Annotated in this window: 15 protein-coding genes and 2 pseudogenes; 14 read left to right on the top strand and 3 right to left on the bottom strand. The window is 68.9% G+C overall.

What is annotated here, in order from left to right:
- A partial coding sequence (locus tag JFB92_RS17040; RefSeq protein ID WP_199041546.1) for a helix-turn-helix domain-containing protein occupies nucleotides 1-406 on the bottom strand: 406 nt, incomplete at its 3' end.
- Nucleotides 407-532: 126 nt separating this feature from the next.
- Here JFB92_RS17040 and JFB92_RS26670 point away from each other — a divergent pair.
- The 3 genes and pseudogenes from JFB92_RS26670 to JFB92_RS17025 all read left to right on the top strand — a co-directional run.
- Nucleotides 533-934: pseudogene (locus JFB92_RS26670) on the top strand (LuxR C-terminal-related transcriptional regulator); the annotation flags it as partial.
- A gap of 72 nt (nucleotides 935-1006) precedes the next feature.
- Nucleotides 1007-2176 carry an NAD(P)/FAD-dependent oxidoreductase gene (locus JFB92_RS17030; RefSeq protein ID WP_199041544.1) on the top strand — a complete coding sequence of 390 codons (1170 nt, stop codon included), beginning with the start codon at nucleotides 1007-1009 and terminating at the stop codon, nucleotides 2174-2176.
- Nucleotides 2173-3069 (top strand): RNA polymerase sigma-70 factor, encoded by an 897-nt coding sequence (locus tag JFB92_RS17025; RefSeq protein ID WP_199041542.1) that lies wholly within the window; start codon nucleotides 2173-2175, stop codon nucleotides 3067-3069. Before JFB92_RS17030 ends, JFB92_RS17025 begins: the two co-directional genes overlap by 4 nt.
- A gap of 10 nt (nucleotides 3070-3079) precedes the next feature.
- On the opposite strand, the gene JFB92_RS17020 is transcribed toward JFB92_RS17025, so the two are convergent.
- Nucleotides 3080-3511 carry a DUF2000 domain-containing protein gene (locus JFB92_RS17020; RefSeq protein ID WP_199041540.1) on the bottom strand — a complete coding sequence of 144 codons (432 nt, stop codon included), beginning with the start codon at nucleotides 3509-3511 and terminating at the stop codon, nucleotides 3080-3082.
- A gap of 50 nt (nucleotides 3512-3561) precedes the next feature.
- Between JFB92_RS17020 and JFB92_RS17015 the strand changes: the two are divergent.
- The 3 genes and pseudogenes from JFB92_RS17015 to JFB92_RS17005 all read left to right on the top strand — a co-directional run.
- Nucleotides 3562-4356: pseudogene (locus tag JFB92_RS17015) on the top strand (helix-turn-helix domain-containing protein); the annotation flags it as partial.
- Between the two features lie 540 nt (nucleotides 4357-4896).
- Nucleotides 4897-5067: a hypothetical protein gene (locus JFB92_RS17010; RefSeq protein ID WP_199041537.1), complete on the top strand. Its 171-nt coding sequence runs from the start codon at nucleotides 4897-4899 to the stop codon at nucleotides 5065-5067.
- A complete protein-coding gene (locus tag JFB92_RS17005; protein ID WP_199041535.1) occupies nucleotides 5054-5779 on the top strand; it encodes a helix-turn-helix domain-containing protein in 726 nt (241 codons plus the stop codon). The genes JFB92_RS17010 and JFB92_RS17005 overlap by 14 nt, the downstream gene beginning before the upstream one ends.
- Nucleotides 5780-6123: 344 nt before the next feature.
- On the opposite strand, the gene JFB92_RS17000 is transcribed toward JFB92_RS17005, so the two are convergent.
- On the bottom strand, nucleotides 6124-6420 hold the full coding sequence (locus tag JFB92_RS17000) for a hypothetical protein (RefSeq protein WP_199041532.1): 297 nt from the start codon (nucleotides 6418-6420) through the stop codon (nucleotides 6124-6126).
- Between the two features lie 155 nt (nucleotides 6421-6575).
- On the opposite strand from JFB92_RS17000, the gene JFB92_RS16995 reads away from it, so the two are divergent.
- The 8 genes from JFB92_RS16995 to JFB92_RS26265 all read left to right on the top strand — a co-directional run bounded on the left by JFB92_RS16995 (nucleotide 6576) and on the right by JFB92_RS26265 (nucleotide 15044).
- Nucleotides 6576-7538, top strand: coding sequence for an NUDIX hydrolase (locus tag JFB92_RS16995; RefSeq protein WP_233163427.1), 963 nt, complete (start codon nucleotides 6576-6578; stop codon nucleotides 7536-7538).
- Nucleotides 7463-8560 carry a cellulose binding domain-containing protein gene (locus JFB92_RS16990; protein WP_199041529.1) on the top strand — a complete coding sequence of 366 codons (1098 nt, stop codon included), beginning with the start codon at nucleotides 7463-7465 and terminating at the stop codon, nucleotides 8558-8560. The genes JFB92_RS16995 and JFB92_RS16990 overlap by 76 nt, the downstream gene beginning before the upstream one ends.
- A gap of 246 nt (nucleotides 8561-8806) precedes the next feature.
- Nucleotides 8807-10885, top strand: a complete 2079-nt coding sequence (locus JFB92_RS16985) for a PhoX family protein (protein ID WP_199041526.1) — start codon at nucleotides 8807-8809, stop codon at nucleotides 10883-10885.
- Between the two features lie 122 nt (nucleotides 10886-11007).
- Nucleotides 11008-11379, top strand: a complete 372-nt coding sequence (locus JFB92_RS16980; RefSeq protein ID WP_199041523.1) for an ArsR/SmtB family transcription factor — start codon at nucleotides 11008-11010, stop codon at nucleotides 11377-11379.
- Nucleotides 11376-12464, top strand: a complete 1089-nt coding sequence (arsB, locus tag JFB92_RS16975) for an ACR3 family arsenite efflux transporter (protein ID WP_199041520.1) — start codon at nucleotides 11376-11378, stop codon at nucleotides 12462-12464. Before JFB92_RS16980 ends, arsB begins: the two co-directional genes overlap by 4 nt.
- A 19-nt stretch (nucleotides 12465-12483) precedes the next feature.
- Nucleotides 12484-12894: an arsenate reductase ArsC gene (locus JFB92_RS16970; protein ID WP_199041517.1), complete on the top strand. Its 411-nt coding sequence runs from the start codon at nucleotides 12484-12486 to the stop codon at nucleotides 12892-12894.
- Nucleotides 12895-13084: 190 nt separating this feature from the next.
- Entirely contained in the window at nucleotides 13085-14860 is a 1776-nt protein-coding gene (locus tag JFB92_RS16965) for a carbohydrate-binding module family 20 domain-containing protein (RefSeq protein ID WP_199041514.1), read from the top strand.
- 61 nt (nucleotides 14861-14921) lie between these two features.
- Nucleotides 14922-15044, top strand: coding sequence for a hypothetical protein (locus tag JFB92_RS26265; protein WP_269847989.1), 123 nt, complete (start codon nucleotides 14922-14924; stop codon nucleotides 15042-15044).
- Nucleotides 15045-15310: the final 266 nt, after the last annotated feature.

Below are 15310 nucleotides of genomic sequence, written 5' to 3'. Positions count from 1 at the left end.
CGTACAACCGGCCGTTCGACCGGAGGGCGAAACCGTTGCGGGTGTACCGGGCCGACTGCGTGTTCGAGCGCCGCTTGAACCTCGGCGGACCCATCCTGGCCCCGGCACGTCTCCCCGACAGCGAGTCGAAGAAGTTCCGGTATGCCGCATGGCAGTCCCGCAGCGCCTGCTGCAATGGGACTGTTGAGACCTCCGCGAGCCAGGACCGCTCGACGGTCCGCTTCGCCTCAGTGATCAGCAGTTTGTCCAGCGTCGCCGTGGACGGGTACGGCAGGCCCTCGGCGTGCGCGCGCCGCCGGGCGGCGACCGCATCGTTGTAGACCGTCCGTACACACCCGAACGTCCGCGCCAGCATCCGCCGCTGCGGACCGGTCGGGTAGACACGGAAGACATACCGAAGATGCACCCCCAAACGGTAGCGCCCGGGTACGACAAGCCCTTCGCTCGCGGTCCCGTTCCGTGGGACCGCGAGCGAGCAATCGCCCCGGATTCCCTCCCGCCCTGAAGGACCGGGCATCTTCCGGGAAACTCGGTGACCACGTTCAATCTCGACGAGTACGTCTACGAGGCGCTCCGGGCGGGCGCGAGCGGCTTCCTGCTCAAGGACGCCCCGCCGACGCAGCTGCTGGGCGGGATCCGGACCGTGGCCACCGGCGCGGCCCTGCTGGACCCCGAGGTCACGCGCCAGCTCGTCGGCAGGTTCGCCGCCCGGATCAGGCCCTCCGAAGGGGAGACGGACCTCCCGCTGACGCCGCGTGAACTGGAAGTCCTTCGGCTCATCGCCGAGGGCCTGTCCAACAGCGAGATCGCCGCGTCCCTGGTCATCAGCCACGAGACGGTCAAGACCTTCGTCTCCCGCATCCTCACCAAGCTCGGGCTCCGCGACCGCGTCCAGGCGGTCGTCTACGCCTACCGCCGCGGCCTGGTGACCTGACTCTCCCGGTGTCACAAGGAGCCGACGCGCGGTGTCTTGTGGTCGAACCCGAGGAAACCAGGGAGACACACCATGAGTGGGAACACCCGAGTCATCGTCGTCGGCGGCGGATACGCCGGGGTGCTGGCGGCCAACCGCCTCACCCAGCGCGACGACGTGTCCGTGACGCTGATCAACTCGCGCTCGACGTTCGTCCAGCGGCTCCGACTGCACCAGTTCGTGACCGGTTCGGACGAGGCCGTCGTCTCATACCGGAAGGTCCTGGCCGAACCCGTCCGACTGGTCGTGGACGACGTGGTCAGCATCGACGCCGACCTGCGCACGGTGACGTTGTCCGAGGGCGGCACCGCCGACTACGACTACCTCGTCTACGCGGTCGGCAGCGCCAGCCCCGAACCGCGCGTGCCCGGAGCGGCCGAGTTCGCACACCGCATGGACACGCTGGAGGCCGCTCAGCGGCTCCGGTCGGCTCTCGACGACGTGCCGGAGACGGCGCCGCTGACGGTCGTCGGCGGCGGTCCTACCGGCGTCGAGACCGCCGCCGAGCTGGCGGAGCTGGGGCGGCGAGTGACCCTCGTCTGCGGCGGCGAACTCGTGCCCTACCTGCACGAGCGGGCCCGGCGGACGGCCGCCAAGCGGCTCGCCGCGCTCGGCGTGACGGTGCTCGAGGGCCAGAAGGTCACCGAGGTCAGGCGCGAATCCGTGCGCCTGGCCGGAGGCGACACGCTGCCGAGCGCGGTGACCGTCTGGACCGCCGGGTTCGGCGTCCCGGACCTGGCCGCCCGCAGCGGCCTGAGCACCGATGCCGACGGCCGCATGCTCACCGACGAGACGCTGACCAGCGTCGACGACGAGCGAATCGTCGCCGCCGGAGACGCGGTGGCCCCGTCGGACACGCCGTTCCGCAAGAGCGCCTACGCCGCCGGCTGCCTCGGCGGACACGCCGCCGACACGATCCTCGCCCGGATCGCCGGGAAGCGGCCCGAACCGCTCAACCTGTCGTTCAACGCCATGTGCGTCAGCCTCGGCGGCCGCACCGGCATCTTCCAGATCGGGAACCGCGACGACGTGGCGACTGGGGTCTACATTCCCGGACGCGCCGGCTCGGTCCTCAAGCGGCTCTCCTACAAGGCCAGCATCAAGCACCTGATCGAGGAGGCGCGCGAACCCGGCTCACACACCTGGCCCAAGGGCGAGAAGCGGCGCCGGACGCTGGCCGAGTCCAGAAGGATAGAAGCATGACCGAACCCGCCGGCGACACGGCCACCGACGCCTTCGTCGCCCACCGGAACCTGTTGTTCACCGTCGCCTACGAGATGCTCGGATCGGCCGCCGACGCCGAGGACGTCCTCCAGGAGACCTGGCTGCGGTGGGTCGAGGTCGACCTGGCCCAGGTGCGCGACCAGCGCGCCTACCTGGTGCGGATCACCACCCGCCAGGCGCTCAACCGCCTGCGCACCATGGGCCGCCGCAAGGAGTCCTACGTCGGACCCTGGCTGCCCGAGCCGCTGCTGACCACACCTGACGTGGCCGAGGACGTCGAACTCGCCGAGAGCGTGTCGATGGCGATGATGCTCGTGCTGGAGACGCTCGCGCCGACCGAGCGCGCCGTGTTCGTCCTGCGCGAGGCCTTCGACGTCGGCTACGACGAGATCGCCGCCGCGCTCGACAAGAGCCCGGCGGCGGTCCGGCAGATCGCCCACCGCGCCCGCGTCCACGTCGAGGCGCGCCGCCCCCGCGAGATGGTCTCGGCCCGCCGGACCCGGGAGGCCCTCGATGCGTTCCGGCGGGCCTTCGAGACCGGGGACCTCCAGGGCCTGATGGACGTGCTCGCCCCGGAAGTCGTCGTCGTGGGCGATGGCGGGGGCCTCAAGCACGCCGCTCTGCGGCCGGTCGTCGGCGTCGACAAGGTCGTGCGCCTGGCCACCGGCGGGCTGCGCAAAGTCGAGGAGACGGTCACCGCCGAGCTCACCGTGGTCAACGGCGGGCCTGCGCTGGCCGTCCACCTGGACGGCGAGCTCGACGGGGTCATGGCCCTGCGCATCGAGGGCGAGCGGGTCACCGGCGTCTACTACGTCCGCAACCCCGAGAAGCTGACCCGGGTCGAGTCGGAGACGGCCCTGACCCTGCGGTGAGTGCCGGGTCTCAAGGGTGCATGGTCGCGCCCTTGACGACCCGGTCGACCGCGTTGCGCGGACCGTAGACGGCGACGCCCACCAGGTCGAGACCGTCGGTCGCCACGGTCCGGACGGCGGCGCGGTTGGCCCGGTCGTCGCCGGTCGAGAACAGCTCCGAGGTGTAGACCGAGAGGGTCATGCCGCGTTTGAGTGCCTTGGCGTGCGCGGTGCTCAAGACCTCCTTGGAGGCCTCCAGCACCACCACCGGCTGCCGGAACATCGCCGAGTACTGGACGTCGTCGGCGTCCTCGTACGGCTCGCCGATCACCTCTTCATGCGCGGTCCCGATCCCGCTGACCAGGAACGCGGTCACGTTCAGGCGCTGCCAGGTCTCGAGGTCGTCGCGGACGACGACGGCGATCTTGGTGTCGAACCGGACGGGTGTCTGCTCTTGCTTCATGGCGGCAACGCTACGAGCGGGGCGGCCCCGCGGTCTTGTACGTTGTTAACGTGGTCGTCCGCCCCGAGGTCAGGGCTTGGCGCCCCGCGGTCGGCGGGGTCGTCGAGGTCTTCCACGCCCATTTCACCGACCACGCCTACCCGATGCACGTCCACGACACCTGGACGCTGCTCATCATCGACGAGGGCGCCGTCCGCTACGACCTCGACCGGCACGAGCACGGGGCGCTGGACAGCTTCGTGACCCTGCTGCCGCCGCAGGTGCCGCACGACGGCGAGTCGGCCACGCCCCACGGTTTCCGCAAGCGGGTCCTGTACCTCGACACGTCGCTGCTGGAGGAGTCGCTGATCGGCCGCGCGGTCGACGGCCCGGAGATCCGCGATCCGCTGCTGCGGCGGCGGGTCCACCGGCTGCACCGGGTGCTGGAGCGACCGGGCGACGAGCTCGAGGCCGAATGCGAGGTCGAGCTGATCTCCGAGCGCCTGCGGTCGCACCTGCGGCGCCGTCCCTCGCCCGAGGCGCCCGGCCGCGATCGGCGGCTCGCCCGCGACCTGCGCGAGCTGCTGGACGAGCGGATCGTGACCGGAGTGAGCCTGCGGGAGGCGGCGCGGACGCTGTTCGCCCACCCGGCGCACCTGGTGCGGGCCTTCGGTGCCGAGTTCGGCATCCCGCCGCACCAGTACCTGGTGACGCGGCGCGTCGACCGGGCCAGGCGGCTGCTGCTGGGCGGCGAGAGGCCGCACGCGGTGGCCGTGGCCACCGGGTTCTACGACCAGGCGCACCTGACCCGCCACTTCAAGCGCGTGGTCGGCACGACCCCGGCCCGTTTCGCGGGCACGCGAAACGCCGCGGGGCTCCTGCGGCAACAGGGCCCCGCGGATTCCATGACTCGCCCGCACCAACCGGATGAGACTGGAAGACGAAGTGCCACAGTGGCACCTCCGACCCGTCAATCATTCCAGGAGAGAGTCGGGTTTCAGCGCTTATCTGTTTCCGATTCAGGCGTAAACAAACGGTCAGATCGACGCTAAATCGGTGCGGGTCGGCTAGCTGCGAAAATATCGATCGGCGTCACTCGGGCTCGTTCGGCGGCGGCGGTCTCGCCCCGCGCGTCCGAATCGCAACCGATCCGACGAGGAAACTATGAATGGCGCGTGAATGACGGCTCGTGCGACCATTGGGGCACATAGGGACCGACCAGAACCGGCGGCAACCGGATGGACTCGGGTTCCCTCGCACAACTGAATATACGCCCGCACCAATGATCTCGAGACCGGAGCGTCGACATGGGCAGCCGATGGTCAACACCGACAGACCCCCGGGAGGCGTGGCGCCGAACAACGGCAATCGTCGCGGCCTTCCTCGTATTCGGGTTCGTAGTACTCATGGTCCTACTCGGACAGAATCTCATAGCGGCGAGCGCCGCGGCGGGTGCCACCGGCATGGCGGCGGCCAACCTGGCCCGGCACCTGGCCTCCGACGCCGGCGACGGCGATCGGCCCGACCGGGCCGAGACCGCGCCGGAGGAAGCGGAGGCCGAAGATGCCCCGCAGTGAGCGGCCGCTGGCCGAACCCCACGGCGAACTCGGCGAGTTCGCGCTCAGCCTGCGAGAGCTCAGGCACCGGAGCGGATCGCCGACGTACCGCGAGCTGGCCGAGATGACCGGCCTGTCGGCGAGCACCCTCTGGAAGGCCGCTTCGGGGCGGCAGTTCCCTTCGCTCCGTGTGACGCTCAAGTTCGTCGAAGCATGCGGCGAGCGGACCGGTCCGTGGCGCTTCAGGTGGATGCATCTGAAGGTCCGACTGGCGACGCAGGCCGACCGGGCCGGCGGTTCGAGTCGGGCCGGTGACGCGCTCGTGGAGGACGACTCGACCAGGGCGGCATCTGCCGTGGCCGCGGAGCTGCGGGCCATCGTCAACCACGTGCGGCAGTCGGTGCGTGTCACCACGCTCGCGCCCTCGCAGCTGTTCCCCGGGCGTGAGCGGCGGCGAAGCCGCCTCGCCGGTTCGACGCGGCACCTGGCGGACGTCATCAACGCCGACCCGGGACCGGCCGGTGTGGTCAGCCATGTCCAGATCGCGAAGGCGCTCACGGGAGATCCGCGGCATTCGCTGGACGCGGTGCTGGTCGTGGCGATCGTCCGCGCCTGCCATGAGGTCTGCGGGGCGTCGTACACGCATGCGGACGAGATGCACTGGTTCGAGCGGATAGTGGAAGTGCGGACTTTGTCCAGGTCCGACTCGGAAGCAATGGACAGTCCCGCTTGACGGCGCAATTCGGGGAGACCGTAGGCTGTCGCTCATCGAGTGACGAAAGCCAGGTTCCCTGATGACGCGAGGCCGAGGCCGACAAGTCCAGGTCTCATGCAGCGGTGTGCGAATGCTTCCTGACCGGAAGTTTTCGTCGTTGTATCCGGCAAGTGAATGAGTAGTCACGGACAGGGTGGATCGGTCAAGTCGGTAACTCACTGTACTGGGTCGAGGGCTTTCGCGAAAGAGCACGCCGGGTGATATCCGAATCGGCATCGGATTGACTCGGGACCTGATGTAACTTTCTTCAGTAGAATGTGGGATCGGCAGCAGTGGAAGCAGTGGCGAAGACGTTCTGGTCATCAGTCGCGATCATTGGCAGCTTTCGGAAGTACTATGAGCAGGCCATCGATGCGGCCCGCTACTTTGAGAAGCAAGACATCTCGGTATTGACCCCTCCGGATTCGTGGGTCGTGGATCCGAACGCCGAACATGTTCGATTCGACGGCGACCCCGACCCCGAAGACATGGAAGACCATGAGCTGCAGGAGAGGACTTTCGCCCACATATTCGCGGCCGATTTCGTCTACGTGGTCGCCCCGAACGGGTATGTCGGGCCCACGACCTGCTATGAGCTCGGCCGGGTGGTCGAGCGCCACAAGCCGGTGTTCTACTCCGAGCACCCCAGGGGAATCCCGATCGAGGTGCCCGAGGAGTACGTCAAGGGCTATGTGGAGTTGACCGACATGCTGAGAGGTCCTAAAATGGGGAATCGCCTCTTCGTCTCAACCCCTGAATCGATCGGTCAATCCCATTGTCTGGAGAGCTCCACAGCGTTAACTCGGCCGAAAAGGCCTCCCCTACGCCATTCGAAGCGAGGGTCCTGGCCAATGTCACCGCCGATCTGGTCGTTCTCACCGTCCGCGAGAATGCGCTCAAGGCGCTGCTGGTCGTCCGCGACACTCCTCCGTTCGAGGGAAAGCTCGCGCTTCCGGGAGGTTTCGTCCACTCAGGGGAGGACCTGGAGCAGGCGGCGCTGAGGAGGATCACCGAGGAGACCGGGCTGGACAGCCACCAGCTCCACTTCGAACAGGTCCGCGCCTACTCAGCACCCGGCCGCGACCCGCGCGGGCGGGTCGTCACCGTCTCGTTCCTGGCCATCGCGCCGAACCTGCCGGTGCCGGTGGCCGGAGCCGGGGCGGAGAGCGCGGACTGGTACGAGGTCAACGCCTCGCTCACCGACCAACTGGCCTTCGACCACGACCAGATCCTGGACGACGCGCTCGAGCGCGCTCGGAGCCTGCTCGAGCACACCACCATCGCGCCGACCTTCTGCGGCGAGGAGTTCACCCTTCGCGAGCTTAGGCGCGTGTACGAGATCGTCTGGGGCATGTCGCTCGACAACCGGAACTTCCAGCGCAAGGTGACCAAGGCCGAGGGCTTCATCGAGCCGACCGGCACCGAGCGCCGCGGGGTCCCCGGCAGGCCCGCGAAGCTGTACGCGCGCGGACCGGCCACGATCCTCGCCTTCCCGCGGCCCCGCGAGGCGCCGTCCCAAGAAGACTTATATATCGAAGCTCATCTGTGTATTATTGGGAGCGCTTCCCTTGCCGTGACTCGACCCTCACGGATGCAGGCAGGGTGCCCCTTGCGGTCCCGTCCGTGTCGCGGCAGCACTCCGAATAGGAAGGATGTTGGACTATGCAAGTTCATCGAAGCCGTAGGAGGCTCGCCGCGGTCGGCGCCGCGATCGCCGTGCTCGGTGCCGGGGCGGTGACGATCGCCTCGGCGAACCAGGCCTCGGCCGAGGCCGGTTGCGAGGTCGACTACAGCATCGTGGGCGACTGGGGCGGCGGCTTCCAGGCCGACGTCGCCATCACCGCCGGCGAGGCGATCGACGGCTGGGAGGTCCAGTGGGACTTCCCGTCCGGCACGACCGTCAGCAGCGCCTGGAATGTCGACTGGAGCCAGAGCGGGACCGCCTTCAGCGGTTCGGACGTCGGCTGGAACGCCGCCATCGGCTCCGGGCAGACCCGCCAGGTGTTCGGGTTCATCGGCGCCGGAGACACCACCGTGCCGGAGGCGATCCGGATCAACGGCGATCTGTGCGACGGGCAGATCGACCCGACCGAGTCGCCGACCGATCCCACCGAGACCCCGACCGACGATCCCGGCACCGGTCCGGTCTCGATCATGCCCATGGGCGACTCGATCACCGGCAGCCCCGGTTGCTGGCGCGGCGGCCTGTGGGAACAGCTGACCGACGCCGGCCACGAGGTCGACTTCGTCGGCTCGCTCTCCCAGGCCTGCAACCCGGCCGGCTCCGACCCCGACCACGAGGGGCACGGCGGCTTCCTGGTCACGCAGTCGGTCGCCAATGGCGACACGCGGAGTTGGCTGGAGCAGAACACACCCGACGTGCTGATGATGCACTTCGGCACCAACGACGTCTGGTCGGCCGTCCCGCCCGCGCAGATCCTCGACGCGTTCACCACGATCGTGGAGGACCTGCGCGAACTCAACCCGGACGCGATCATCCTGGTCGCCCAGATCATCCCGCTGCACCCGGACGAGTCGTTCGGCTGCTCCGACTGCCCCCAGCGGGTGATCGACCTCAACGCCCAGATCCCCGGCTGGGCCGCTGGCCTGTCCACCGAGCAGTCGCCGATCGCCGTGGTCGACCAGTGGACCGGCTGGGTTCCCGAGGAGGACACCTACGACGGCGTCCACCCCGACGAGGACGGCAACGTCAAGATGGCCGCCAACTGGTTCGAGGCCCTCGACCCGATCCTCGATTAGCGGTCTCCGCAAAGGTGCCCACGCGCGCCCGCCGAAGCGGCGGGCGCGCGTGGTTTCTGGTGTTTTGCGGGGAGAACAGAGGCCGCGTAGTGGGGCGGAACGGTACCGTTCTCTTGTTGTTCACCTGGGATTTGTGGAGTCACCTACTTCAGCGCCATAGCGTCCGGTGGCGAGAACCGCCGATTCCGTCGGCCCCATCAAGGAGTCGGCGAGACAGCATCCCCCGTACTGCCTTTTGGAGCTGAGATGGCCTCCCGACCCACCGAACGCCGCCGCGCGCTGCCGCTGCTGAACTCCCACCCCGGCGGGCGTTCAGCGATGACCTGCATCTACCGCTGCGGCAACGCCTGCAACCACCCCGCCCCGAACACCACCGACAACCCCTACTTCGGCGACATCGCCGCCGAGGTCGTCTCCCGCCGCAACCTCTTCCGCGTCGGCGCGGTGGCCGCGGTCGCCGCGGGCGCCACCGCGGTGACGGCCGGAACCGCCACGGCCGCCGAGGGCGGCGCCGAGGCTCACGGATTCGGCCGCTGGACCCCCAGGGGGCTCCGGTTCGACCCGGTCGACCCCAACACCGAGGACGCCGTCACCATCCCCGACGGCTACGAGCAGCAGATCGTCATCCGCTGGGGCGACCCGGTCCTGGCCGGCGCCCCCGAGTTCGACCCCGCGGCCCAGACCGCCGCGGCCCAGGCCATGCAGTTCGGCTACAACAACGACTTCCTGGCCCTGCTCGACCTGCCGTGGGAGTGGCGCAAGAAGGTGCTGGTGGCCAACCACGAGTACACCAGCGAAGAGGTCATGCACCCCGACTACGACCCCGACAACCCCACCGCCGAGCAGGTCGAGATCGCCTGGGCCGCGCACGGCATGGCCGTCGTCGTCCTCGAGGAGGACTGGCGCTCCAAGTCGCTCACGCCGATCGTCGGGCACCGGCTCAACCGCCGCCTGACCGCCACCTCCGAGTTCGAGCTCACCGGCCCGGCCGCCGGATCCGACCTGCTCAAGACCTCCTCCGACTCCTCCGGCACCACCGTCCTGGGCACCCTCAACAACTGCGCCGGCGGCGTCACCCCCTGGGGCACGATCCTGTCCGGCGAGGAGAATTTCAACCAGTACTTCGGCAACGCCGCGAGCGTGACCGACCCCGACCTGTCGGCCAAGCTCGCCCGCTACGGCATGTCCGGCGGCGCCACCGGCCGCAAGTGGGAGCAGTTCGACTCCCGCTTCGACATCCCCTCCGAGCCCAACGAGGTCAACCGGCACGGCTGGGTCGTCGAGGTCGACCCCTACGACCCCGACTCGACCCCGAAGAAGCGCACCGCGCTGGGCCGGTTCAAGCACGAGGGCGCGAACGTGCGCGTCACCCACAACGGCACCGTGGTCGTCTACATGGGCGACGACGAGCGGTTCGACTACTTCTACAAGTTCGTCGCCGACAAGAAGATGAAGCGCGGCAACTCCTGGCGCGCCAAGCGGCACAACGCCACGCTGCTGGACGAGGGCACGCTCTACGTCGCCAAGTTCACCGGCAACAGCCCCGAGTCCGAGATCGACGGCACCGGCGAGCTGCCCTCGGACGGGAAGTTCGACGGCTCCGGCGAGTGGATCAAACTGGCGCACGGCGACGAGTCCTTCGTCGAGGGCATGAGCGCCGAAGAGGTCTACATCTACACCCGCCTCGCCGGCGACAAGGTGGGTGCGACCAAGATGGACCGCCCCGAGGACGTCGAGCCCAACCCGCACACCGGGAAGGTCTACATCGCCCTGACCAACAACTCCCGGCGCGGCGCGGCCGAGCAGCCCGGCCCCGACGAGGCCAACCCCCGCAACGCCAACCGGCACGGCCAGATCGTCGAGGTCACCGAGAAGCGCAACGACCCGACGTCGACGAAGTTCGCCTGGGAGCTGCTGCTGGTCTGCGGCGACCCCGAGGACCCGGGCACGTACTTCGCCGGGTTCCCCAAGGATCAGGTCAGCCCGATCTCCTGCCCGGACAACGTCGCCTTCGACCCGTACGGGAACCTGTGGATCTCCACCGACGGCAACGCGCTGGGCTCGAACGACGGCCTGTTCGGGGTCTCGCTCACCGGCTCGACCCGGGGCCAGGTCAAGCAGTTCCTCACCGTGCCGATCGGCGCCGAGACCTGCGGCCCGGTCGTGCAGCGCGACCACATCCTGGTGGCCGTGCAGCACCCCGGCGAGATCGACGGCAACAGCCACGAGAACCCCGGTTCGCACTGGCCCGACGGCGCCGACACGCTTCCGCGTCCCTCGGTGGTCAACGTGACCAAGGAGCGCTGGGGCGGCATCGGCTGCTGACCCTCTGAGCGCTGAGGTCGGGGCGGTCGGCGATGCGCCGGCCGCCCCCGCCGCGTTCTCGGGTGAGATACGCGACACGCCGCCGACTTGCCGATTGATTCGATCTCAGTCAAAGTAGATGCATGTCGAAGCAACGCGTCGCGATCACCGGTGCGGCCGCCCTGGACGACTGCCGCGTCCCGCTGGTCTCCGAGCCTCTCACCGCCTCCCAGGCCGAACGGCTGGCCCCCTCCTACAAGGCGCTCGGCGACCCGGTGCGCCTGCGGCTGCTGTCCCTGATCGCCTCGCACGAGGGCGGCCAGGTCTGCGTCTGCGACCTCACCGAGGCCTTCGACCTCACCGCGCCCACCATCTCCCACCACCTGAAGGTCCTCAAGGACATCGGGCTGGTCACCTCCGAGCGCCGCGGGACCTGGGTCTACTACCGGGCCGAGCGGGCGGCCCTCGACCTGCTCTCGACCGTGCTCTCGGTGTCCGAGGCGGCAGTGGCATGACCGCCGGACCCGAGGCGGCCCCCGAGGCCGCAGTGCGCGGCCGACTCTCGACCCTCGACAAGTACCTGCCGGTGTGGATCGGCGCGGCCATGCTCGCCGGGATCGCGCTCGGGCAGTGGGTGCCCGCCGTCGCCGACGCCCTCAACGCGGTCCAGGTCGGCGGCATCTCCCTGCCGATCGCGGCAGGGCTGCTGCTGATGATGTACCCGGTGCTGGCGAAGGTCCGCTACGACCGGCTCGACACCGTCACCGCCGACCGGCGCCTGCTGGTCTCCTCCATCGCGCTGAACTGGCTGGTCGGGCCCGCCCTGATGTTCGCCCTGGCCTGGATCCTCCTGCCCGACCTGCCGGAGTTTCGGACCGGGCTGATCATCGTCGGCCTGGCCAGGTGCATCGCCATGGTCATCATCTGGAACGACCTGGCCTGCGGCGACCGGGAGGCCGCGGCCGTCCTGGTCGCGCTCAACTCGGTGTTCCAGGTGATCGCCTTCGGCGCCCTCGGCTGGCTCTACCTGGACGCGCTGCCGCGCTGGCTCGGCCTCGACACCGCCGGACTCGACGTCTCGGGCTGGGAGATCGCCCTGAACGTCGCGGTCTTCCTGGGAGTGCCGCTCGCGGCCGGGTACCTCACGCGCGTCTTCGGCGAGCGCTCCAAGGGCCGCGAGTGGTACGAGGAGCGCTTCCTGCCCCGGATCGGGCCGTTCGCGCTCTACGGACTGCTGTTCACGATCGTGGTGCTGTTCGCCCTCCAGGGAGAGGCGATCGTGGCTCGGCCCTGGGACGTCGGGCGGATCGCGCTGCCGCTGCTGGTCTACTTCGCGCTCATGTGGGCCGGGTCCTTCGCCCTCGGCAGGGGAGTGGGCCTGGGCTACGAGCGGTCGACGACCCTCGCCTTCACCGCCGCGGGGAACAACTTCGAACTGGCCATCGCCGTGGCGATCGCGACCTTCGGGGCCGCCTCCGGCCAGGCCCTGGCCGGCGTGGTCGGCCCGCTGATCGAGGTCCCGGTCCTGGTGGGCCTGGTCTACGTCAGCCTGTGGGCCAGACGCTTCTTCCCCTCGCCAGCCGTCCCGAACCGAAACTGACAGCAAAGGATCGACCGCCGTGTCCGATAAACCGTCCGTCCTCTTCGTCTGCGTCCACAACGCCGGGCGCTCCCAGATGGCCGCCGGCTGGCTCGCCCACCTGGCCGGTGACCGGATCGAGGTCCGCTCGGCCGGGTCGGCCCCGGCCGAGGAGGTCAACCCGGCCGCCGTCGAGGCCATGGCCGAGGTCGGCATCGACATCTCGGCCAATACGCCGAAGGTCCTGACGGCCGAGTCGGTCGAGTCCTCGGATGTCTGCGTGACCATGGGCTGCGGCGACGCGTGCCCGGTCTTCCCCGGCAAGCGATACCTCGACTGGAAGCTCGACGACCCGGCCGGGCAGGGCGTCGAGGCCGTCCGGCCCATCCGCGACGAGATCAAGGTCAGGGTCGAGGCGCTGCTCGCCGAGCTCCTGCCGCCGAAGCTCTAGAGACGTTCCGAGGCGCCCGCCGGACCGGTTCGGCGGGCGCCTTCGTGCTGCCCGATGGACCGGGAGATTCACGATCTTGAAAGTATCATTCCCTGAATGATAGATTCTTGTGAACTCAGCAAGAAATTGCTAGCTGTGCGGCACCGTTTTCAGACGGGTCGGCAGCGAGATCGATTCTCAGGGAGCAACGATGCCTCGATCCAATACCCGCGGGCGGTTCCTCGTCGCCGCGACCGGCCTGGCGGCGGCCGCGCTGGCCTCGGCCGGACTCGCCGCGATCCCGTCCGCCCAAGCCGATCAGACCGCCGCCGGTCTCGGCGGCGGCGAGTCGATACTGAACATGTTCGAGTGGAACTGGAACTCCATCGCCGCCGAATGCGAAGGGGCCCTGTCCGACTCGGGATACACCCACGTGCAGACCTCCCCGCCGCAGGAGCACATCCTCGGCTCCGACACCAACCCGGGCGAGGAGGACGCCTGGTACATCCACTACCAGCCTGTCAGCTACAAGCTCGACTCCCGACTCGGCACCCGCGCCGAATTCGCGAACATGGTCTCGGTCTGCGCGGACAACGGCATCGGCGTCATCGCCGACGCCGTCATCAACCACATGGCCGCCGGAGCGAGCGAGACCCGGACCGGCTGGGCAGGCAGCCCGTACTCCCAGTTCGACTACCCCGAAGCGGGATACAGCGAGGCCGACTTCCACAACACCGGAAGCGACTACTGCGAGATAAGCGACTACACGAACCGGACCGAGGTCCAGGAGTGCCACCTGGTCGGCCTCAACGACCTTGACACCGGCTCGTCCTACGTCCAAGGGCGGATCGCCGGATACCTCAACGACCTCATGAGCCTCGGCGTCGCCGGATTCCGCATCGACGCGGCCAAGCACATCGACGCCGGAGAACTCGGCGCGATCCTGTCCCAGGTGAACGGCGACCCCTACATCGTCCAGGAGGTCATCGAGGGCGGCGGCGAGCCGATCACCGCCGACGAGTACACCGGCAACGGCGACGTCCACAACTTCCCCTACGCCATCGAGCTGAAGAACCACATCAACGGTGGAGCCGAGTCCCAGCACCTCGCCGGGATCGGCACCGACTGGGGCTACATCGCCGAGGCCGGGACCTTCGTGGCCAACCACGACACCGAACGCAACGGCCAGACCATGAACCAGACCTACGGCCCGGATTACCTGCTGGGCGAGGCGTTCATGCTGGCCCACGCCTACGGCACCCCGTCGTCCTACACCGGCTACTCGTACTCCTCCTCGCACGAGGGCCCGCCGCTGAACGCCGACGGCTCGGTCGCGGACGTGAACTGCGGATCGGACGCGTTCACCTGCGTCCACCGCTCGCCGTACATGAGCGGCATGGCCGGCTTCCGCGCCGCCGTCGGCGACGCGGCGCTCACGAACGTCTGGCAGAGCGGCGACGCGCTCGCCTTCGGGCGCGGCGACGCCGGCCACTTCGTCATGAACGCCTCCGGCGGACCGATCACCCAGACCTTCGCGACCGACCTGGCCGACGGCGACTACGTGGACGTCATCTCCGGCGACACCGTGACCGTCTCGGGCGGGACCTTCACCGCCACCGTCGCGGCCAAGACGGCCCTGGCGATCTACTCCGGCAACACCGGCGGCGGAGACGGCGGCACCGGCGAGGACTCCGACTGCGTCGAGGTCGGCGTCCACGTCGAGGACACCGTGGTGGGAGACGAGGTCTACATGGTCGGCTCGATCGACCAGCTCGGCAACTGGACGGCGACCGAATCGGCGCACCTGTCCGGCGAGACCTATCCGCAGTGGACCGGCACCGTCTCGATCCCGGCCGGGACGAGCTTCGAGTACAAGTACCTGATCGTCGACTCCGGCGGGAACTACACCTGGGAGTCCGGCTCCAACCGGACCGCCACCGTCCCCGACACGGGCTGCCTGGTCCTCGACGAGACCTGGCGCGACTAGATGGTTGGTCGCTGATCCGATCGGAGCGTGACCGGCAGGAGCGGGCCTCGTAGTCTGATGCGTGAATGCGAGCGCCCTGCCCGAGATGGTGCACTTCATAGGCGGCGAGGACGTCGACGAGCGCGAATGGCACACCGACTGCTGGAACATCCGCGACCGGCGTGGATCGGGGCGGTTTAGCTAGCTCGGCTTGGATAGGAGCTACACATCGCCCCGGCGTCGAGGTCGAGTACGCCCCCGGTTGGTCAGAGGAATGGGCCGAATGCTCAAGGCTCAGGCCGCATGGGTCAGGGTTCAACCGGTCAGCGACGGTGAGGTGTGTGGAGGGCTGGTGTCTGCGGCGTGTCTCGGGCCGGGTGGCCCCGGGGCTGGCGTGAAGGAGGTTCGTCTTCTGTCGGGCGTGTGCGGTGTCGGGCGTGGATCGCTTGGGACGCCACCGGTCCCGGGCGG

Source organism: Glycomyces salinus (assembly GCF_016428645.1).
In the GTDB taxonomy this organism is placed as follows: domain Bacteria; phylum Actinomycetota; class Actinomycetes; order Mycobacteriales; family Micromonosporaceae; genus Glycomyces; species Glycomyces salinus.
Note: the sequence above shows the minus strand (reverse complement) of the source record. Positions and strands in the feature narration are given on the sequence as shown.